A 19,706-nucleotide genomic window follows, 5' to 3' on the forward strand; every position below is an offset into this window, starting at 1 on the left:
CGGGAAGGGAGAACCCTGTGAGGATCGCGAAGATCACAGCCACTGCGGCCACCTCGGCCGCGCTGGCTTTGGGCCTGGCCGCCTGCGGCGGAAGCGAAGAACCCACCACGTCCTCACCCAGCGCCGCCGCCTCGGGCCCCGCCTTCGCGGGCAAGACTTTGAGCGTGTGGCGTCTCGGCGACAGCAACCCCGCCGCGGCGAAGTACATGGAGGAGCTCAACGCCGAGTTCAAGGCCAAGACGGGCGCGGACGTCAAGCTCGAGTGGATCCCGTGGCCCCAGGTGGCCGACAAGTTCGCCGCCGCCGCCACCGGCACCGGCCCCGACGTGACCGAGATCGGCAACGACCAGGTCCCCATGTGGCAGAGCCAGGACGCGCTTGAGCCGCTCACGGACATCGCCCGCGAGGGCGACCGCGCCCAGATCCCCGAGAACCTCTACGGCTACGAGACCGTGGACAACGAGATCTACGCCATCCCGTGGGGCGCCGGCGCCCGCGCCGTGCTCTACCGCAAGGACTGGTTCGAGGACCTCAAGATCGAGGTCCCGAAGACCTGGGACGAGCTCGTCGCCGCCGCCAAGAAGATCCAGAAGGAGAAGGGCGAGGGCGTGGACGGCTTCGCCTTCAACGGCGGCTCCGACGCCAACCACCTCCTGGCCGCGTTCGCCTGGTCCGAGGGCGGCGAGTACGCCGTCAAGGAGGGCGACAAGTGGGTCGGCAAGCTCACCGAGCCCGGCTTCGCCGCGGGCTTCGCCACCTACACGGGCCTCGTCCAGGACGGCCTGTCCGGCAAGGCCAACCTGACCCAGAACACGACCGACATCCGCAAGCGCTTCGCCAACGACAAGGTCGCGATGTACCTCACCGCCGGCTGGGACCTGCCCGGCATCGAGGAGGACTCCAAGGGCAAGCTGAAGGGCGACAAGCTCGGCTTCTTCCCGCTGCCCGCCAAGAGCGGCGGCGTGGCCCCGTCCTTCTTCGGCGGCAACGACATCGCGCTGTGGGGCGGCACCCAGCAGGCCGAGCTGGGCAAGGAGTACATCAAGCTGGCCACCAGCAAGACCTGGGCCGACCGCTACGCCAAGGAGGGCGGCCTGCTCCCGGTCTACCCCGACACCCTGGCCGCGCTGAACGAGGACCCCGCCCAGGGCGCCTTCGCCCAGGCCTTCGCCAAGGCCAAGGCGTTCCCCGCCGACCCCAACTGGTCGGAGGCCGACGCCACCAAGGCCGTGCTGCAGAACGCGGCCCGCGACGTCATCGAGGGCAAGAAGGACGCCAACACTGCCCTGGCTGACGCCAACAAGGAACTCGAAGAGATCCTGAACCAGTAACGATGGCCGACACGACGACGGTCGCCCGGGGCACGGGCTCCTCCCCCGCCCCGGGCCGCCGGAAGAAGAACGACCGGGCTCCGCGCGCCGGGGGCCTGCCGGACTGGAGCATCCCGTACGTCCTGCTCGTCCCCGGTCTGCTGGTCATCGCCGGGCTGCTGCTCTACCCGATGGTCCAGCTCGGCATCATGGCCTTCCAGAAGGTCGGCCTCGCGCAGATCAGGGGCACCAGGCCCGCCGAGTGGGTGGGGCTGGAGAACTTCGAGAAGGTCCTCAGCAACGACATCTTCTGGTCGGCCCTGCGCAACACCGTCGCGTTCGCGGCCGTCGCCGTCAGCATGACGCTCATCGTCGGCACCGCCGTCGGCGTGCTGCTGCACCGGCTCAGCAAACGGATGTCGCTGTTCGTGGTCATCGGCTGCATGTTCGCCTGGGCCGTGCCGCCCGTCGCGCAGGGCGTCATCTGGCGCTCCCTGTTCGACGCCGAGTCCGGCATCATCAACTGGGCGCTCAACCTGCTGCCCGACTGGCTCGCCGCGCCGCCCGACGGCCAGACGAGCTGGACCGGCACCCCCTGGCTCAACGACACCATCCCGCTCTACATCGCGCTGGTCGTCTGCGTGGTGTGGGCCGGCTTCCCGTTCATCGCCGTCTCGGTGCTCGCCGGCCTCAAGGGCATCCCCAACGAGCTGTACGAGGCCGCCAGGGTGGACGGCTCCGGCCCGTGGCACACGTTCAGGAAGATCACGCTGCCGCTGCTCAAGCCGGTCTTCGCGGTCCTGACGATCCTGTCGATCATCTGGGACTTCAAGGTCTTCAGCCAGCTCTACGTCCTGATGAACGGCCCGACGAACCGCGACGGCTTCAACCTGTCCATGTACGCGGTCGCCGAGGCGTTCCGTCCCCCGCAGAAGCTGGGCACCGGCGCGGCCATCTCGGTGGTGCTGACGATCATCCTGCTCATCGTCACCGTCGTGTACGTCCGGCAGATCGTGAAGCAGGAGGAGATGTGACCCCCCTCGCCCGCAAGAGGCTCGGCAAAGTCCTCCTGAACACCGCCGGAGTGCTGGTCTTCCTGTACGCGGTCTTCCCCGTCTACTGGATGGTCTCCACCGGCTTCAAGGAGAACGACCAGATCTTCACCACGGAGTTCATCCCGTTCCCGACGCACTTCACCTTCGACCACTTCGCGCGGGTGCTGACCGAGGGCGTCGCGAACAACTCCATCTGGCTCTACATGCGCAACAGCGCGATCGTGGCGCTCGGCACCGTGCTCATCGGCTCGGCGTTCGCGCTGCTGTCGGCCACCGCCATCGCCCGCTTCCGCTTCAAGGGCCGCGGACTGTTCCTGGTGGTGCTGCTCGTCGTGCAGATGCTGCCCGCCGAGGGCCTGCTCATCCCGCTCTACATGATGGTCAAGCGGGTCGGGCTCGGCGACCAGCTCATCGGGCTGATCGTCACCCAGGTCGCGCTCACGCTGCCGTTCGGGGTGTGGATGCTGCGCACGTTCGTCGCCGCCGTGCCCAAGTCGCTGGAGGAGGCGGCCTGGATCGACGGCGCCGGCCGCATGACGACGTTCTGGCGGGTGCTCTTCCCGCTGGTCGCGCCCGGCCTGGTGGCCACCAGCATCTTCTCGTTCATCACCGCGTGGAACGACCTGGTCTTCGCCCTCTACCTGATGTCGGGGTCGGAGGGATACACGATGCCGGTCGCCCTGCAGTACTTCTTCGGCCAGAAGGGCGTCGACTGGGGCGCCATCATGGCCGGCTCGACCCTGATGACGCTGCCCGTCGTCGTCTTCTTCCTGCTCGTGCAGCGCCGCATGGTCTCCGGCCTGGTGGCCGGCGCCGTCAAGGGCTGAACCACACCGCACGGGGTCCCCGCACGGCCCTTCGCCGTGCCCAATCTTCCTGCCAACTGATGAGGAGCCATGAGTCAGAGTGATCGGGGGCTGCGCCGCCTCGCGGCCGGCACGCTGCTCGTCGCCTTCGAGGGCACCACGGCGCCCCCGTGGGTGCTGCGCGAGCTGGAGCACGGCCTGGGCGGGGTGACGCTCTTCGGGTTCAACGTGGCCGATCCCGGCCAGGTGCTCGGCCTGACCACCGCGCTGCGGTCCGCCGGCGAGCCCGTCATCTCGCTGGACGAGGAGGGCGGCGACGTGACGCGGCTGGCGTACCACGTCGGCAGCCCCTACCCCGGCAACGCGGCGCTCGGGGCCGTGGACGACGTCGAGCTGACCAGGCGCGTCTACCGCGCCATCGGCTCCGAGCTGGCCGCCTGCGGCATCAACCTCGACATGGCGCCCAGCGCCGACGTCAACAGCGAGGCCGACAACCCGGTCATCGGCACCCGGTCGTTCGGGCCCGAGCCGGGGCTCGTCGCCCGGCACACCGTCGCCGCCGTCGAGGGCCTGCAGTCCGTACGCGTGGCCGCCTGCGTCAAGCACTTCCCCGGCCACGGCGCCACCCGCGTCGACTCGCACCTGGCCGTGCCCGTCGTGGACGTCGGCATGGACGTGCTGCGCGAGCGCGAGCTGGCGCCCTTCCGCGCCGCCATCGGGGCGGGCGCCAAGTCGGTGATGACCGCGCACGTCGCGGTGCCGGTCGTGACGGGTGACACGCCCGCCACGCTGTCCGGCGCCGCGCTGACCGGGCTGCTCAGGGGCGAGCTCGGGTACGACGGCGTGGTCGTCACCGACGCGCTCGACATGCACGCCATCACCCGCAGCGTCGGCCTCGCGGGCGGTGCGGTCATGAGCATCGCGGCCGGGTCCGACCTGCTGTGCCTCGGGCCGCTGCCGACGTACGACGACGTGCGGGGCATCATCGACGCGGTCGTCGCCGCCGTGCGCGAGGGACGGCTGCCGCTGGAACGGCTGGAGCAGGCCGCGGGCCGGGTCGCCGCGCTGCGGTCCTGGTTCGGTGAGGGGGAGCGGATCGCGGCCGAGCAGAACGTCGTCGGCCTGCACGCCGCCCGCCGCGCCGTCCGGCTCACCGGCCGCGCCAAGCCGCTCGTCGAGCCGCTGGTGATCGAGGTGGACACGCCGCCCACCATCGCCGTGGGCGACGTGCCGTGGGGGGTCGGGCCGTGGCTGCCCGAGGCGGAGATCGTCCGCGTCAAGCCGGCCGCCGCCGACGCGCCCGCCCTGCTCGCCAAGGCGGTGGACCGCTCGCTCGTCGTCGTGGTCAAGGACGCGCACCGCCATCACGAGAGCCGCGAACTGGTCTCCGCCCTGGTCGCCGCCCGCCCGGACACGACCGTGATCGAGATGGGCCTGCCGGTCTGGCAGCCGGACACCGCCGCCTACATCGCCACGTACGGCGCCGCCCGCGCCAACGCCCAAGCCGCCGTAGAACTCCTCACCGCCTGACCGTGGCCTCCTGCCCTGCCGGAACCCCGGCGGGGCGGGGTCAGGGGGCCAGGAGTTCTTCGCGGGCCTCGTCGAGGGCGGCCAGGACCGCGCCGCGGCGTACCGGATTGTCGTCCGTGACCGTGGTCGTCACCACCTGGGGACGTACGGGGCAGATGCGGGCGACCGCCTCCTCCACCCGGGACGTCAGCGCCTCCCCACCGGCATGCCCCACCTCGCCGGACAGCACCACGAGCCCGGGGTCGAGGATCACGCACACCGCCGCCACCCCCAGCGCCAGCCGGTGGGCGATCTCGTCGAGCAGCGCCTCGCCCTCGGCCCCCGCCGCCACCGCGACCTTGACGCACTCGGTGGCGCTGCCCACCGCGAACCCGTAGCTGCGCGCCAGCTCGGTCACCGCCTCCGCGCTGACCAGCGACTGCAGGCCGCCCGCCAGCGAGGGCAGCCGCCCGGGCTCGGTGCGGATGTCCTCGGGCAGCGGCACTCCTGGCACCGGCAGGTAGCCGATCTCGCCCGCGCTGCCGGACCGCCCGCGGTGCAGCCGCCCGCCGAGCATGATGGCCAGCCCCAGCCCCCGGGACGCCCACAGCAGCACGAAGTCGTCCAGACCCTTGGCCGCGCCGTCGGCCCGCTCGGCGATGGCGGCGAGGTTGACGTCGTTCTCGATGGTGACCTTGCGCCGCAGGTCGCCTGCCAGCGCCTCGTGGATGCCCTCGTGCCAGCCGGGCAGGTCGAAGGAGAAGCGCACGTCGCCGCTGCGCGGATCGACCACGCCGGGGGTGCCGATCACCACGCCGCGCAGCTTCGACAGACTGACCTTGGCCCCCCTGCACGCCTTGACGATGGCGTCGTGCACGACGGAGACCGGGTCGTCGTCGGCGCCTGGCTCGACCACGACCTCGGAGATCGTGCGGCCGTGGATGTCGGCGACGGCCGCGGAGATCAGCTCGGGCCCGACTTCGAGGCCCGCGACGTACGCGCTGGAGGGGATCACGGAGTAGAGCGCCGCGTTGGGCCCCCGCCCGCCCGCCTGGGTGCCGACCACCTCGACCAGCCCGCGCTCCTCCAGCCGCGCCAGCGTCTGGGACGCCGTCACCTTGGACAGCCCGGTCAGCTCGCCGATCTGGCCACGCGTCATGGGGCCGGTCGCCAGCAACAGGTCCAGCGCGGCCCGGTCATTGATCTCCCTGAGCAGTCTGGGCACACCAGGGCGTCGCTCCACGCTGAATCCCGCCGTCGCACTCGAAGGGCCGTTATCGAAAAGGTTGTTGGAAGTTTAGCGCTCCGCCTTTCACCCGCCGTCGCAGGTGACACGTGGCGAGGTATGGCCGATGATCGCAGTTTCCCACCCGTTCTGACGACCTTGCGCCTAACCAGTCTTGACCAGGAGGGATAATCGAGAACATGCGCCTATCCGCTCGTGTCGACTACGCCCTTCGTGCCGCCGCTGAACTGGCCGCCGCCGGTGCAGGCCCGACCACTGTGGGCGAGCTCGCCAAGGAGCAGGACATGCCGCCCAAATACCTCGAGAACATCCTGCTGCAGATGCGCAGGGCCGGGCTCGTCCGCGGCCAGCGCGGCCCCGAGGGCGGCTACGTCCTGGCCCGCCCGGCAGCCGAGATCTCGCTGGCCGACGTGATCCGCGCGGTCGACGGCCCGCTGGCCAACGTGCGGGGCGAGCGCCCCGAGCACGTCGGCTACCGCGGGCCCGCCGAGTCGCTGCAGCAGGTGTGGATCGCGTTGCGGGCGACCGAGCGGTCGATCCTGGAGGAGGTCACGCTGGAGCAGGTGGCTTCCGGCGCCCTCCCCGAACGCATCCGCCAGCTGGCCGCCGACCCCGCCGCCTGGGACTGACCCACCCCACCGGCCCGCCCCGTCTCAGCCTGCCGCGCCGTCGGTGAGGGTGAGCGCTTCGCGGCGGCGGCGGAGGCGCTCGTCCTGGCCGAGGTCCTTCAGCCGCTCTGCGCCGAACGCGTGGATCGGCTCGGGCATGCGGTAGCGCTCCCCCGGCTCCCGCACCAGGATCGCCCGGTCGGCCAGCGACTCCAGGAGCTGCGGCAGCTGCCAGGTCGGCAGCCGGTCGTCCCCGCACACCTCCTTGGCCGCGACCGCGTCGAAGCTCCCGGTGAAGACCGAGGCCCGCGCCCACAGCAGCCGTTCTGCGGTGGTGCAGAGCCGGTGGGTCCAGGCGATGGTGGCGCGCAGCGCGTGCTCCCCTGGCTGCTCCAGCACCTGCCGCCCGCCAGAAGAGCCGTCGTACGCATGGTGATCGCTCGCGGAGAAGTGGTCGTCGAGACGCCGGGCCAGCACCTCGACCGGCAGCTCGCGCAGCCGCGCGGCGGCCAGCTCGACGGCGAGCGGCAGCCCTTCGAGCCGCCGGCACACCCGCAGCACGGCCTGCTCGTCCAGCCCGGCGACCGCGCACCCGGGCACCGCCGCGACGGCCCGCTCGGCGAACAGCACTCGGGCCTCCTCAAGAGGGAGCGGCGGCACCGGCAGCACCCGCTCGCCACGGCAGCGCAGCGGCCGTCGGCAGGTGGCCAGCACCCGCAGCCCCGGCGCGGCGGCCAGCAGCGCCGTGACCACCGCCGCACACGCCTCCATGAGGTGATCGCCCCCGTCCAGCACCAGCAGCGCCTCCCGCTCGGCGAGGCGACGCGCCAGCCCCTCGATCGTCGTCCCCGCGCTCGCGGCGGGGAACAGGGCGGAGGCGATCGCGTACGGCAGCGCCCCCGCCTCCTGCGGCGCCGGCACCAGCCACGCCCCGCCGGTGTCCCGAAGCTCGGCTGCGGCCCGCAGCGCGACCCTGGTCTTGCCGGCGCCACCCGCCCCCGTCAAGGTCACCAGCCGCGACCGGCCGAGCAGCTTCTCGACGGCGGCCACCTCCGTGAGGCGGCCGACCAGCGGCGTGGTCTCGCCAGGCAGGTTCCCTCGCCGGCGGCTGGCGTGCATGGAGCTCACCTCATCGGGCTCGGCCTGCGTTCCAGTGTGCCCGAGCGACTCCCGCACCGTCACCAAAAGTGAGAAGACGACCACTCAGCGCCAGATCGCCGCAAGAGACCTTCACTTCCTGGAGAACCAGAAGACGGCGTCGTCCAGTTCCTCACGCGTCGCGCTGATCAGGGTGCGGACGGGCTTCCCCGTGGTGTCCGCCATGACGACGCGGGCCCGCCTTCCCTCGCGCACGGTGGCCAGCAGGTGGTCCCCGTCCAACCAGCCGTGGAAGACGGCGCCGGCCGGCAGCCGGGCCGTGCCCTTCCTGGCCCCGGTCCGCTCGTCCCAGAAGCGGATGTCCCTCGACGTCCCCGGGCAGGCGGTGGGGAAGACCGTGCCGAGCGCGCTCCTGACGGCTCCTCCGGTCTCCAGCTCGCCCACGCCCTCGAAGCTCCGCAGCACCGTCCCGTTCAGGTTCAGCACGCGCACGGACCCGTCACCCGCCCGCTGCAGCACGCCGGCGAAGTCCGAGCCCCAGGCGTACCTGGAACGGAACGGGCCCGGCGCCTCCGTGACCGTGACACCCCCCGTGACCGCGTCCACGACCGCGAACCCCACGGTCCGCGTCTCCTTGTCGCCGCCGTAGTCGTAGTCGACGACGGTCGCGAGCAGCCGCCGCCCGTCCTCGGCCCACACCGGGTCCATGAGCGTGCGGGGCTTGTCCACGGTCCGCGGCTTGCGCTCCTGGCGGGTGGCGCGGTCGCGGATCGTGATGGTCTCGAAGCCGTCGCTCAGCAGCCGCGTGTACGTCAGCGAGGCCACGAAACGGCCGCCGGGCGAGACGATCGGCTCCTCCAGGTTGCCGAAGAAGGCGAAGTCGCCGGTCGCGGGATCACGGACGTGGCCGGTGACCATCGAGGAGGACGTGCTGCGGTAGGACGAGACCCAGAGAGGATCGGCGGGGTTCTCGTGCAGCACGATCCCGGTGTCGGGCACCTTCGTCTCCGTGACCGGCTCGGGAGCCATCGTCCCGGGGCTGGGCGTGGGCAGCGGCGCCGAGACGGCGGCGGGCGGGCGCGGCGCGGCCTCAGGCGCGGGACGCAGCAGCAGCACGGCGACGCTGACGGCCAGGGCCGTGCCGACCGCCGCGACGCCCAGCGGCCACCGGCGCCGGCGAGGCGGTGCTGCCGACTGCCGGCCCTGGGCGAGCAGCCGCTGCTCGCCGGTGTCGTGCGGTGCCTCGCCCGGATGCCCGAGCAGGGTGAGCAGCGCCTGCGTCGCGGTGGGCCGCGCGTCCGGGTCCTTGTCCAGGCAGCGCGCGGCCAGCTCGCGCAACTCGCCGTCCAGGTTCCCGAGATCGGGCTCGGCGGTCAGGATGCGGGCGATCAGCGCGGGCAGCTCGCCCGTCCCGAACGCCGGGCGTCCCGTGGCGGCGGCCACCATCGTCCCTGCCCAGGCGAACATGTCGGCGGCAGGCCCGATCGGCGCGCCGCCGAACTGCTCGGGAGCCATGTACGGCGGCGTCCCCACGATGTGCCGCCCGTCGGCCTCGACCTCCTCCAGCGCCCTGGAGATGCCGAAGTCGATCACCCGTGGCCCGTGCCTGCTGAGCAGCACGTTTCCCGGCTTGAAGTCCCGGTGCACCACACCGGCCTGGTGGATGGCGGCCAGCGCGGTCAGCGTGCCGATCGCCAGGCGGCGCAGCTCGGCCCCGCGCAGCGGCCCCCGGTGGACGAGCACGTCGGCCAGCGCGGGCCCGTCGACGTACTCGCTGACCACGTACGGCGTGCCCGCGAACTCCCCGCTGGCCAGCACCTGCGCGGTGCAGAACGCCTTGACCCGGCGCGCGTACCCGATCTCCTGCCGGAAGCGGTCGCGCGCTTCTGGGTCGTCGAGCCCCGAGCCGAGCATCTTGATCGCGACCGGCGTCCCGGCGGGCGCCTCGCCGAGGTAGACGACACCCTGGCCGCCCTGGCCCAGCCGCCCGACGACGCGGTGGCCGTCCACCTCGGCGGGGTCGCCGGCGAGCAGCGGGTTCACGAGCCCGGCTGGTACGCGAACTGGAGCATGTGCGGCTTGTCCGTCGCGAGGTCGGCCAGCACGCGTGTCGTCCTTCCGAGCAAATCGATGATCTTGATTTGCATGGTGCCCTTCTTCTTGCCCGGGTCCTGCACCAGCAGGTGCTTCTCGTTGAACCAGCCGAGAAACGCGCCCTCGCCCTTGGTGAACGGCACCGTCGCCTGCCGGGCGCCCGTACGGACGTCCCAGACGCAGTACTCCTTCCCGCTGGGGCAGATCGTGGCGAGCCGGGCTCCCGAGGGGGAGAACCACTCGCCGCCCTTGGGATGGCCCACCCAGTGCATCGTCTTACTCACCTGTCCGGACATGTCGTAGAACGCGATGCCCTTCTGCCGGCCGTCCCAGTAGGTGCGCACGACCGTCCCGTCGGGGGCGAAGGTGTGCACGAGGGTGGCGTCGTCGGCGTACTCGGTCTTGACGTGCACCGCCTTGCGCGCCGCGACGTCCACGACGACGAAACCGACGACCAGCTCCGGCTTCTTGTCCGTGTCATAGACGGAGAGCAGCAGCTTGGAGCCGTCACGGGACCAGAACGGCCGCATCGTGTTCAGCGGCTTCTTCACCGTGCTGACCACGAAGGACTCGCCCGTCGTCAGGCTGGTGAACTTGACCTGGTCGGTGTCGGTGCCCTGGAACTTGATGAGCGGGTTCAGCGCCACCCACTCGCCGGCGGGCGACAGCAGCGGCTGCTCGTACTTGCCGACGGCCTTGAAGGCGCCGCTCTTCTCGCGGACGTAGCTGGTGAAGTCGCCCGAGGCTCCCAGGTACGACACCAGCCGCATCGCGTCGCCCGGATGCTCGTGCAGGACGCCGTCGATGTCCTTGATCTCCAGGTCGGCGGCCGCTTTCTCCTCGACCTCGTCACGCGGCGCCGCCGTCTGCGAACTCGCCACCGTGGGCGTCACCGTGGGCGTCACCGTGGGCGGCACCGTGGGCGTCGCCGTCGGGGGTGCGGCGACCTGCCGTACGGCGGTGGTTCTGTCTCCGGTGAGGACGTAGACCCCCGTACCCGACAGCAGCGCCCCCACCACGAACGCCGCCACCGGCACGGCCAGACCCCGCGGTCCCCGGCCCGACGCCTTCTTCTCCACGAGGTCGCCCGGCGGCGCGGCCAGTAACGACGTCTGCCCGACCAGCCGCAGCAGCACGTCGCTGGCGGCCGGCCGGGCATCGGGGTCCTTGTCGAGGCAGCGCACGATGAGGTCGTGCAGCTCCCCCAGGTCGGGCAGCACGGGCGGCTGGTCCGTGATGCGCTCGACCGTGGCGCTCATCGAGCCGCCCTCGAAGGGCGAGGCGCCGCTGACGGCGAACACCATGGTCGCCGCCCACGAGAACACGTCGGCGGCCGGCCCGGCGTCGCCGCCGCGTAAGCGTTCCGGCGCGGTGTAGGCGGGCACCGCCACCTTCCTGGTGGACACGGACGCCGCCGCCAGTGCCTGCTCCAGGCCCGCGTCGACCACCCGCGGCCCGTCGGGGCCGAGCAGCACGTTGCCCGGCCGGATGTCGCCGTGCACCAGCCCCGCCTGGTGGACGGCGACGAGCGCGGTGATGGTCCCGGCGGCCAGCCGGTAGAGCCCCACCCCGTCGAACGTCCCGCCGGCCTCTTCGAGCGCGGGCCCGTCCACGAACTCGGTGACGAGGTACGCCCGCCCGTCGGCCACCCCGGCGTCCAGCACCTGCGCCGTGCCGACCGCGGAGACCCCGCGCAGCGGCTCCATGGCGGCCAGGAACGGCTGGGGCTCGACTTCAGGTGGCAGGAGCCGGACCACCACCGCCTCACCGGCCTCCGACCGCCCCAGGAACACGTGAGAGGCCAGCCGCCCGGTCAACCGGTAGCCCGCGACCTCGCTGGGTTCTCCCGCACGTAAGTCCGTGATCTCCGGCATGCGCCGCCCAAGCCTTCCGTCAAGGCCAAGTCCAGATCGTCATTATGACCAGCAAGACCACGGAAAGCAGCCATCCGCGGCAAACCATCACGGACAGTACCGGGCTGACGCCGAGGGGAGGTGAGGGCGGCCGCAGCGGCGCCACACAACCGTGAAGCGCGACCCGGGCAGCGGTGCCGGAGCCGGCCGCAGTAATGCCACACGACCGTGGAGAGCGACCCAGACGGCGGTGCGGGAGGCGGGCGCAGTGATGTCACACGACCGTGGAGAGCGGCCCAGGCGGCGGTGCGGGAGGCGGGCGCAGGGTGGCGCATGAGGATTTCTACACTGGGAGGCGTGCCAGAAGGAGACGCCGTCTACCGCACGGCCGCCCGCCTGCGAGGCGCGCTCGACGGCCGCGTGCTGGTGCGCTCCGACTTCCGTGTCCCCCGGCACGCCACCGCCGACCTGTCGGGACGCGCGGTCATCACCACGCGCTCACGCGGCAAGCACCTGCTCACCCGCGTCGAAGGCGACCTCACGGTGCACACCCACCTGCGCATGGAGGGGAGCTGGCTGGTCATGCCGGCCGGCCGCCGCACCAGACCGGGCGACCAGGTGCGGCTGATCCTGGCCAACGAGGAGTGGCAGGCGGTCGGCGTGCGGCTGGGGATGGTCGATCTCGTCAGGACGGCCGACGAGGCGGGGCTGGTGGGGCATCTGGGGCCTGACCTGCTCGGCCCGGACTGGGACCTGGAAGAGGCCGTGCGAAGGCTGCGAGCGGCACCCGGCAGGACCATCGGGGAGGCGCTGCTCGATCAGCGCAACCTGGCGGGGATCGGCACGATCTATCGCGCCGAGACCCTTTTCCTGCGCGGAATCTGGCCGTGGAAGAAGGTCGGGGAGATCGAGGATCTCGAAGGGGTCGTGTCGCTCGCACAGCGGCTGCTGGAGGCGAACAAGGGGCATGCGGGCACGGTGACCACAGGCGATCGCCGCCCGTCGAACGCGACCTGGGTCTACGGCAGGGCCGGGAGACCCTGTCGCCGATGCGGCACCCGCATCAGCCGTGGGGAGATGGGGGCGCAGCCACAGGAACGGCTGATCCTGTGGTGTGCGGGCTGCCAGCCTCGCTAGGCAGCCACCATGTCCTTGACCTCAGGGAAGACGGAGTCGGAGATCGCCCCGCCCACCGGCTCGGAAAGAGCCAGGCGCTCGTGCTCGGGCACGTCGGCCAGCACAGGAGTGGCCTGCAGCTCCGCCAGCGCGAACTGGTCGGACACCTCACGCAACACCTGCGAAAGCGGCACGCCGAGCGCGCCGCAGATGGACGCGAGCAGCTCGGACGAGGCCTCCTTCTGGCCGCGCTCCACCTCGGACAAGTAGCCGAGCGAAACCCGGGCCAGCGTGGACACCTCGCGTAGCGTGCGCCCCTGCCGGACCCGCAACCGCCTCAGCACGTCGCCGAGCAGCTGACGCAGCAGAATCATCTGTCGCTCCCTCCCCGGCGCGGATGACTTCACCACGCCCCGCGCGATCGGTTCGTGCCGCACATCGGTCTTCTTAGCTTCGTACATACTCCTCGCCGTCATCATGGGGCTTCGCCGGCCCTGAACCGCCGCTCGTGGCTCGTTGCGCGACTCATCAGGCCCGCCTGCCGGGCGCTCGGTGCTTGCAGTTGGCTCACGGACCTCACTCACAGCTCCACCGTACCCGTATCGACCGACACCGCGTCAGACCGCACATCGCATGTTCGCTCGGGACGTAACAAGGTAATCACCCGGAATGTTCCCCTATGTTCGCCTTCAGCACACCTGACAGGAGATCGACTGCCTCGTCCACCGTCTCTACCCTGATACGTTCACGCGACCCCCGAAGTCTCAATTCCCGCGCCCATTTCCGGCCTCCCGGCCCCGCGACGCCGATGTGGACCGTGCCCACGGGCCTGCCGTCCTGCGGCTCGGGCCCGGCCACCCCCGTCACGGCCAGCCCGTACGTGGCCCCGCACAGCCGCGCCACCCCCGCCGCCATGCCCGCGGCCACCTCGGGGTGCACCGCGCCCTCACGCCGCAGCAGCTCCGCCGGCACCCCCAGCAGCTCGTGCTTGAGATCGGTGGCGTAGGAGATCACCCCGCCGCGGAACGCCTTCGACGCCCCGGGCACCGAGGTGATCGCCGCCCCGATGAGCCCCCCGGTCAGCGACTCGGCCACCGCCACCGTCGCGTCCGCGCCGACCAGCAGGTCGAGCATCTCGGCCACGTCTGCCATGGATCACCGCCCCTCGCGTGCTCGCCTCGCCACCTTGCGCAACCGGATGGCGCGGACGACGTAGTCGACGCCCGTGCCCACGGTGACCACGACCGCCGCGCCCATCACCGCCCACCGTACGGGACCTGGCACGAACGGCAGCAGGTAGAGGACGATGGCCGCGATCTGCAGCACGGTCTTGACCTTGCCGCCGTAGCTGGCCGGGATGACCGCGTGGCGCAGCAGCACGAACCTGAGCGCGGTGATGCCCAGCTCTCTGCCGAGGATCACGATCGTGACCCACCAGGGCAGCTCCTGCAGGATCGACAGGCAGACCAGCGCGGCCCCGGTGAGCGCCTTGTCGGCGATCGGGTCGGCGATCTTGCCGAAGTCGGTGATCAGGCCGTAGCGCCTGGCCAGCTCCCCGTCGAGATGGTCGGTGATCGAGGCCACCGCGAAGACGGCCAGCGCGGCCACCCGCCAGCCCGTGCCGGGCACGAAGAGACAGACGACGAAGAAAGGGACGAGCGCCAACCGGAGGACCGTGAGGACGTTGGCGATGTTCCACGGGCTGACGACCCGGCGCTCGTCCCTTTTCATGGACCGGCCTTGATGCGCGCGATGAGATCGACGCCCTCGGCGTCGACCGCGACCGCGCGTACGATCTGCCCCTTGACCAGGCCGATGCCCTGGACCGTGACCGAGCCGTCGACCTCGGGCCCCTGGTGGGCGGCCCTGCCCTCGTAGCCGCCGTCGCCCAGGTCGTCCTCGATCAGCACGTCGAGCTCGGTGCCGATGCGCTCCTCCGCGCGCTGGGCGGTCAGCTCCTCGGCCAGCTCGGTGAGCACGCGCACGCGCTCGTCGACGACCTCCTGGGGCAGCTTGCCCGGCAGGGTGGCCGCCTCGGTGCCGTCTTCGTCGGAATAACCGAACACGCCGATCACGTCGAGCCTGGCGGCCTCGAGGAAGGTGACCAGGTCGGCGAACTCCTCCTCGGTCTCGCCGGGGAAGCCCACGATGAAGTTGGAGCGCACGCCCGCCTCGGGCGCCCGCTCGCGGATGCCCTCCAGCAGGCCCAGGAAGCGCTCGGGGTCGCCGAAGCGGCGCATCCGGCGCAGCACGGTGCCGCTGGCGTGCTGGAAGGACAGGTCGAAGTAGGGGGCGACGCCGTCGGTGCCGGTGATCACGTCGATCAGGCCGGGACGCAGCTCGGCCGGCTGGAGGTAGCTGACCCGCACCCGCTCGACGCCCTCGACGGCGGCGAGCTGCGGCAGCAGCTTCTCCAGCGATCTGAGGTCGCCGAGGTCCTTGCCGTAGGAGGTGGAGTTCTCGCTGACCAGGACGAGCTCGCGCACGCCCCGGTGGGCCAGCCAGTCGGCCTCGGCGAGCAGCTCGTCGGGCCTGCGGGAGACGTAGGAGCCGCGGAAGGCGGGGATGGCGCAGAACGTGCAGCGCCGGTCGCAGCCGGAGGCGAGCTTGAGCGAGGCCACCGGGCTCTCGTCGAGCCGCTTGCGCAGCACGCGCGGCCCGCTGGCGGGCGCGAGGCCCGTCGGCAGGTCGCCGTGGCCGGGGATGGCGGTCGCGGGCGCGGCAGCGGCCCGCTCGACCGGCGTGATGGGCAGCAGCGTGCGGCGGTCGCGCGGGGTGTGCGGCTTCAGCGGGCGGCCGGCGACGACGTCGTCGAGCCTGCCGCCGATCTCGGCGTAGTCGTCGAACGAGATGACGGCGCTCGCCTCGGGCAGTGCGTCGGCCAGCTCGTTGCCGTAGCGCTCGGCCATGCAGCCCGCGGCGACCACCTTGGCGCCGGAGTCGGCGGCGGCCAGGAGCGTGTCGATCGAGTCTTTCTTGGCTGAGTCGATGAAGCCACACGTGTTGACGACGACGACCTCGGGGTCGTCGTCGTCGAGCTGCCAGCCGGCAGCCTCGAGTCGCGCGGCCAGCTCCTCGGAGTCGACCTCGTTGCGCGCGCAGCCCAGAGTGATCAGCGATGCGGTTCGGCGGGATGACATGGTGAACACTACGGTATCGGGAGTTGGCCACCACCCGATGCACGGGCTCCCCCCGCCGGCCGCATCGCGGCCCCTCACCTGCCTATCGCGACTGCGGTTTCTGCGGCCCGAACGAGCGCCGCACCACGTCTCCCCGGCCGCCGAGACCCTTCACCCGCTTGCCGTTGACGTGCAGCGTCACGGCTCCGGCGTCGGCCAGCAGCACGTTGACCTTGTCGGGCGCGCGCCAGGTCGAGGTCTTGCCCGCCTTGAGCGTGCCGGCGAAGAGCTTGCGCCCCTTCGCGTCGTGCAGGTTGACGTACGACGACCGCTTGGCCTTGATACGGACCGTGACGATGTTCTTGGCCGCCACCGCAGACGGGCTCGGCTTGGGCGCCTCGGTGATGGGCGTGTTCGGCGGGACGCTGGGCCGGGCCGAGGCGGCGCGCACGTCGCCCGTACGGACCTGGTCGCCGCCACCTCCCAGCACCCGCATCATGCCGAAGACCACCACGATGGCCAGGGCCACCCCCAGGGCCATCGTCCAGTTGGGCCCCCGCCGCTCCGGCAGGTTGATCTTGCGGTCGGCCTGGAAGACCGACGACGCCGGCATGGGCTGCGGAGCCCCGCCGTGCTGCTGGTCATAGAGATGGACGGTGGCCTCGGGGTCGAGCCCCACGGCCTTGGCGATCGCCCTGACGTGCCCTCTGGCGTAGAAGGCACCTCCACAGTCGCCGTATTCGTCCCGCTCCATGCAATGGATGATCGCCTCGCGAATCCTGGTCGCCGCAGCGACCTGCGCGACCGTCAGCCCTGCCGACTGCCTGGCTGCCGCCAGCATGGCCCCGATGCTCTGCTCCTGCACAGCGAACGCCCCCCACCACACCGACTACTCTTCGTGGTAGGAGATATTCAATCAGTTATCGCCAGGCAAGCACGCATTGGGGTCATTCGCCACGCAGACTTGCCAGCAAACCCGGGAGGTCGTCGGGCTTCACGAGCACCTCGCGGGCCTTCGAGCCCTCGCTCGGGCCGACCACGTCGCGGCTCTCCAGCAGGTCCATCAGGCGTCCCGCCTTGGCGAAGCCGACCCGCAGCTTGCGCTGCAGCATCGAGGTCGAGCCGAACTGGGTGGTCACGATCAGCTCGGCCGCCTGGATGAGCAGGTCGAGGTCGTCGCCGATGTCCTCGTCGATCTCCTTCTTGACCGGCGCCGCCGCGACGTCGTCGCGGTATTCGACCTGCATCTGCTCCTTGCAGTGCCCGACGATCTCGGAGATCTCCTTCTCCGAGACGAACGCGTTCTGGATGCGGATCGGCTTGCTCGCGCCCATCGGCAGGAAGAGCGCGTCGCCCTGGCCGACCAGCTTGTCGGCGCCCGGCTGGTCGAGGATGACCCGCGAGTCGGTCAGCGAGGAGACCGCGAACGCCAGCCGCGACGGCACGTTGGCCTTGATGAGGCCGGTGACCACGTCGACCGACGGCCGCTGGGTGGCGATGACCAGGTGGATGCCGGCCGCGCGGGCGAGCTGCGTGATGCGCACGATCGAGTCCTCGACGTCGCGCGGCGCCACCATCATGAGGTCGGCCAGCTCGTCCACGATGACCAGCAGGTACGGGTACGGCTGGTAGACGCGCTCACTGCCGGGCGGCGGCTGCAGCTTGCCCGCCCGCACGGCCTTGTTGAACTCGTCCACGTGCCGGAAGCCCGAGGCCGCCAGGTCGTCGTAGCGCCGGTCCATCTCGCCCACGACCCATTCGAGGGCCTCGGCGGCCTTCTTCGGGTTGGTGATGATGGGGGTGATGAGGTGGGGGATGCCCTCGTACACGCTGAGCTCGACCCTCTTGGGGTCGACGAGCACCATGCGCACCTCGTCGGGGGTGGCGCGCATGAGGATGCTGGTGATCAGGCCGTTGACGCAGACCGACTTACCGGCGCCGGTGGCGCCGGCGATGAGCAGGTGGGGCATCTTGGCGAGGTTCGCCACGATGGTGCGGCCCTCGACGTCCTTGCCCAGGCCGACGATCATGGGGTGGTGGTCGGCCTGCGCCACCTGCGAGCGCAGCACGTCGCCGAGTGCCACGAGGTCCTTGTCGGCGTTCGGGATCTCGACCCCGATGGCCGACTTGCCGGGGATGGGCGACAAAATCCGGACATCGGCGGACTTGACGGCGTACGCGATGTTCTTCGTGAGCGCCGTGACCTTCTCCACCTTGACCGCGGGCCCCAGCTCGATCTCGTAACGCGTCACCGTCGGCCCCCGGGTGAACCCGATGACCTGCGCGTCGATGCCGAACTGCTCCAGCACGCTGGTCAGCGCGTTGACCACGGTCGTGTTGGCCTTGGTCTGCGGCTTGGGCGCGGTGCCCGGCTTGAGGTGGGCCAGGTCAGGCAGGCTGTAGGGGCCCGCCTGCGGCGACAGCACGAGCTGCTCGACCTTGCGGGGCGCGGGGGTGGGCTGCGGCGGCTCAGGACGCCTCTCAGCCTCGGGAACGGGCGTCTCCTCCTCGTCGGTCAGCCCGGGCACGATCTCCGGCGAGTGGTCGGTCCGCTTGTCCTTCTCGGCGAGCACCGGCGTGTCGTACGGCTTGACGATGTCGCCGCCCTCGCCGGCTTCGCCCTTCTTCGTCTTGACCCGCTTCCTGGACGGCGACTTCGGCGTCTCCGGCTCGGCGTGCCGCTCGAACAGCAGGTGCTTGAGCTCGGCCAGCCGCTCGGGGATGCGGTGGACGGGCGTGGCGGTGATCACCAGCACCCCGAACCCGGACAGGAGCAGCAGCAGCGGGATCGTCACCCACGACGGCAGGATGCTCATCGGCGGCGCCGAGACCAGGAACCCGACCATGCCGCCGGCCTGCGCCACCTTGTCCATGCCCTGGCCCTGGCCGGCCGGATAGGGGGTGCCGTTGGAGACGTGGATGACGCCGAGCACGCCGACCAGCAGCGCGGCCCAGCCGATCACCATGCGGCCGGTGTCGGCGGAGTGGTCGGGGTGACGCAGGTAACGCCAGGCCAGCAGGCCGAGCAGCAGCGGCAGCACCCAGGCCAGCGAGCCGAACACGCCGCGTACGGCCGCGTCGACCGCGCCCGACACCGCGCCGTCGGAGGCGCGCCAGGTCATCGCCGCGAGCACGATCGCGCCCGCCAGCACCGTGAGCCCCACGCCGTCGCGCCGGTGCGCCGGGTCGAGCTCGCGGGCGTTCTTGCCCACCGCCCGCGCGGCGCCGCCGATGCCGTTGGCGAACAGCATCCACAGCCCCACGATCAGCTTCCCGATCATGGTGAGTACCCAGGTGATCGGGTCGGGGTGGGTCACCGGGGATCTACGGCCGGACGCGGATGCCTTCGTCCTGGGCCGTCCCGCCTGCGTCGTCCCGCGCTTGGCGGGGGTCGAGCGAGACGAGGTCGACCGCTTCGCCGGCCCCTTCGATGCGCTTTTCGGCGTACGGGTGGCCATGATGCCAAAGGTACGACGGAGACACCTCGGTACGCGCGTAGGCTCGCCGGTGTCCTGACATGTGGCCACCCGAACTGTGACGCGCGGGCACGCTCAGTCGCGTCCCCGCACGGTCGAGACCGCCTCGAACGCCTGCCGCATCGCCACCACCCGATCGGCCAGGCCCTTGACCGTCTCCCGCAGCCCCTCGTCCTCCCCCGCCGCACCGGCCAGCCCTTCGAGGCGCGTCTCCACCGGCACCGGCCGCCGCGCGAAGTCCGCCAGCGCCTCGTCGGTAGTCGACCGTCCATGCCGAGCCCGCCGAGCACGTGGGTCAGGGCGTAGCCGTTGCGGATGTCGTCGTCCACGATGAGCGCCCGCCGGGCCTCGAACGGGTCGTCGGGCCAGTCGAGCCGCGTCCGGAAATTGCCGTCGCGCAGCCCCTGCAGGGCCGT

17 protein-coding genes are annotated in these 19,706 nt (G+C 71.4%); 6 read left to right on the plus strand and 11 right to left on the minus strand.

All coding sequences use genetic code 11. The features are described from left to right. Positions 1–17: 17 nt before the first annotated feature. The 4 genes from ACFFR3_RS20820 to ACFFR3_RS20835 all read left to right on the plus strand — a co-directional run bounded on the left by ACFFR3_RS20820 (position 18) and on the right by ACFFR3_RS20835 (position 4,701). Positions 18–1,331: an extracellular solute-binding protein gene (locus ACFFR3_RS20820; protein ID WP_345398840.1), complete on the plus strand. Its 1,314-nt coding sequence runs from the start codon at positions 18–20 to the stop codon at positions 1,329–1,331. Between the two features lie 2 nt (positions 1,332–1,333). Then, positions 1,334–2,344 carry a carbohydrate ABC transporter permease gene (locus ACFFR3_RS20825; protein WP_364383181.1) on the plus strand — a complete coding sequence of 337 codons (1,011 nt, stop codon included), beginning with the start codon at positions 1,334–1,336 and terminating at the stop codon, positions 2,342–2,344. After that, positions 2,341–3,192 carry a carbohydrate ABC transporter permease gene (locus tag ACFFR3_RS20830; protein ID WP_345398834.1) on the plus strand — a complete coding sequence of 284 codons (852 nt, stop codon included), beginning with the start codon at positions 2,341–2,343 and terminating at the stop codon, positions 3,190–3,192. Before ACFFR3_RS20825 ends, ACFFR3_RS20830 begins: the two co-directional genes overlap by 4 nt. Positions 3,193–3,261: 69 nt before the next feature. Further along, complete coding sequence (locus ACFFR3_RS20835) at positions 3,262–4,701, plus strand: glycoside hydrolase family 3 protein (RefSeq protein ID WP_345398831.1); 1,440 nt, start codon at positions 3,262–3,264, stop codon at positions 4,699–4,701. A 40-nt stretch (positions 4,702–4,741) separates the two neighbouring features. On the opposite strand, the gene ACFFR3_RS20840 is transcribed toward ACFFR3_RS20835, so the two are convergent. Then, entirely contained in the window at positions 4,742–5,923 is a 1,182-nt protein-coding gene (locus tag ACFFR3_RS20840) for an ROK family transcriptional regulator (protein WP_379483661.1), read from the minus strand. A gap of 182 nt (positions 5,924–6,105) precedes the next feature. On the opposite strand from ACFFR3_RS20840, the gene ACFFR3_RS20845 reads away from it, so the two are divergent. After that, complete coding sequence (locus ACFFR3_RS20845; RefSeq protein ID WP_345398828.1) at positions 6,106–6,555, plus strand: RrF2 family transcriptional regulator; 450 nt, start codon at positions 6,106–6,108, stop codon at positions 6,553–6,555. Between the two features lie 24 nt (positions 6,556–6,579). On the opposite strand, the gene ACFFR3_RS20850 is transcribed toward ACFFR3_RS20845, so the two are convergent. The 3 genes from ACFFR3_RS20850 to ACFFR3_RS20860 form a co-directional block, all read right to left on the minus strand. After that, the gene (locus ACFFR3_RS20850; RefSeq protein ID WP_379483662.1) at positions 6,580–7,653 is read right to left on the minus strand and encodes an ATP-binding protein; all 1,074 of its coding nucleotides are present in this window, start codon (positions 7,651–7,653) and stop codon (positions 6,580–6,582) included. 111 nt (positions 7,654–7,764) lie between these two features. Beyond that, complete coding sequence (locus ACFFR3_RS20855) at positions 7,765–9,675, minus strand: serine/threonine-protein kinase (RefSeq protein WP_345398822.1); 1,911 nt, start codon at positions 9,673–9,675, stop codon at positions 7,765–7,767. Next, positions 9,672–11,600: a serine/threonine protein kinase gene (locus tag ACFFR3_RS20860; RefSeq protein ID WP_379483663.1), complete on the minus strand. Its 1,929-nt coding sequence runs from the start codon at positions 11,598–11,600 to the stop codon at positions 9,672–9,674. Before ACFFR3_RS20860 ends, ACFFR3_RS20855 begins: the two co-directional genes overlap by 4 nt. A 336-nt stretch (positions 11,601–11,936) precedes the next feature. Here ACFFR3_RS20860 and ACFFR3_RS20865 point away from each other — a divergent pair, with 336 nt between their 5' ends. After that, positions 11,937–12,716 (plus strand): DNA-formamidopyrimidine glycosylase family protein, encoded by a 780-nt coding sequence (locus ACFFR3_RS20865; RefSeq protein ID WP_345398812.1) that lies wholly within the window; start codon positions 11,937–11,939, stop codon positions 12,714–12,716. Here the strand turns inward: ACFFR3_RS20865 and ACFFR3_RS20870 are convergent. The 7 genes from ACFFR3_RS20870 to ACFFR3_RS20900 form a co-directional block, all read right to left on the minus strand. Further along, the gene (locus ACFFR3_RS20870) at positions 12,713–13,069 is read right to left on the minus strand and encodes a helix-turn-helix domain-containing protein (RefSeq protein WP_345398809.1); all 357 of its coding nucleotides are present in this window, start codon (positions 13,067–13,069) and stop codon (positions 12,713–12,715) included. The two genes, ACFFR3_RS20865 and ACFFR3_RS20870, sit on opposite strands and share 4 nt — an antisense overlap. Before the next feature lie 286 nt (positions 13,070–13,355). Further along, positions 13,356–13,847 (minus strand): CinA family protein, encoded by a 492-nt coding sequence (locus tag ACFFR3_RS20875; protein WP_364383162.1) that lies wholly within the window; start codon positions 13,845–13,847, stop codon positions 13,356–13,358. Between the two features lie 3 nt (positions 13,848–13,850). Continuing rightward, positions 13,851–14,426 carry a CDP-diacylglycerol--glycerol-3-phosphate 3-phosphatidyltransferase gene (pgsA, locus tag ACFFR3_RS20880; RefSeq protein WP_345398800.1) on the minus strand — a complete coding sequence of 192 codons (576 nt, stop codon included), beginning with the start codon at positions 14,424–14,426 and terminating at the stop codon, positions 13,851–13,853. Then, on the minus strand, positions 14,423–15,835 hold the full coding sequence (gene rimO / locus ACFFR3_RS20885; RefSeq protein ID WP_345398797.1) for a 30S ribosomal protein S12 methylthiotransferase RimO: 1,413 nt from the start codon (positions 15,833–15,835) through the stop codon (positions 14,423–14,425). Before rimO ends, pgsA begins: the two co-directional genes overlap by 4 nt. An 82-nt stretch (positions 15,836–15,917) precedes the next feature. Next, positions 15,918–16,679 (minus strand): helix-turn-helix domain-containing protein, encoded by a 762-nt coding sequence (locus ACFFR3_RS20890; protein WP_379483664.1) that lies wholly within the window; start codon positions 16,677–16,679, stop codon positions 15,918–15,920. A gap of 82 nt (positions 16,680–16,761) precedes the next feature. Beyond that, positions 16,762–19,272, minus strand: coding sequence for an FtsK/SpoIIIE family DNA translocase (locus ACFFR3_RS20895; RefSeq protein WP_364383157.1), 2,511 nt, complete (start codon positions 19,270–19,272; stop codon positions 16,762–16,764). 93 nt (positions 19,273–19,365) lie between these two features. Then, positions 19,366–19,512: a hypothetical protein gene (locus ACFFR3_RS20900; protein ID WP_345398788.1), complete on the minus strand. Its 147-nt coding sequence runs from the start codon at positions 19,510–19,512 to the stop codon at positions 19,366–19,368. Between the last annotated feature and the right edge of the window lie 194 nt (positions 19,513–19,706).

Origin of the sequence: Nonomuraea salmonea (genome assembly GCF_042428605.1) — a bacterium.
Lineage (GTDB): Bacteria > Actinomycetota > Actinomycetes > Streptosporangiales > Streptosporangiaceae > Nonomuraea > Nonomuraea salmonea.

What these genes read in the sequence shown, in the direction of transcription:
- rimO (WP_345398797.1), bottom strand. Translation starts at nt 15,835, where the DNA reads ATGTCATCCCGCCGAACCGCATCGCTGATCACTCTGGGCTGCGCGCGC.
- ACFFR3_RS20875 (WP_364383162.1), bottom strand. Translation starts at nt 13,847, where the DNA reads ATGGCAGACGTGGCCGAGATGCTCGACCTGCTGGTCGGCGCGGACGCG.
- ACFFR3_RS20835 (WP_345398831.1), top strand. Translation starts at nt 3,262, where the DNA reads ATGAGTCAGAGTGATCGGGGGCTGCGCCGCCTCGCGGCCGGCACGCTG.
- ACFFR3_RS20860 (WP_379483663.1), bottom strand. Translation starts at nt 11,600, where the DNA reads ATGCCGGAGATCACGGACTTACGTGCGGGAGAACCCAGCGAGGTCGCG.
- ACFFR3_RS20845 (WP_345398828.1), top strand. Translation starts at nt 6,106, where the DNA reads ATGCGCCTATCCGCTCGTGTCGACTACGCCCTTCGTGCCGCCGCTGAA.
- ACFFR3_RS20850 (WP_379483662.1), bottom strand. Translation starts at nt 7,653, where the DNA reads ATGCACGCCAGCCGCCGGCGAGGGAACCTGCCTGGCGAGACCACGCCG.
- ACFFR3_RS20895 (WP_364383157.1), bottom strand. Translation starts at nt 19,272, where the DNA reads ATGGCCACCCGTACGCCGAAAAGCGCATCGAAGGGGCCGGCGAAGCGG.
- ACFFR3_RS20825 (WP_364383181.1), top strand. Translation starts at nt 1,334, where the DNA reads ATGGCCGACACGACGACGGTCGCCCGGGGCACGGGCTCCTCCCCCGCC.
- pgsA (WP_345398800.1), bottom strand. Translation starts at nt 14,426, where the DNA reads ATGAAAAGGGACGAGCGCCGGGTCGTCAGCCCGTGGAACATCGCCAAC.
- ACFFR3_RS20870 (WP_345398809.1), bottom strand. Translation starts at nt 13,069, where the DNA reads ATGATTCTGCTGCGTCAGCTGCTCGGCGACGTGCTGAGGCGGTTGCGG.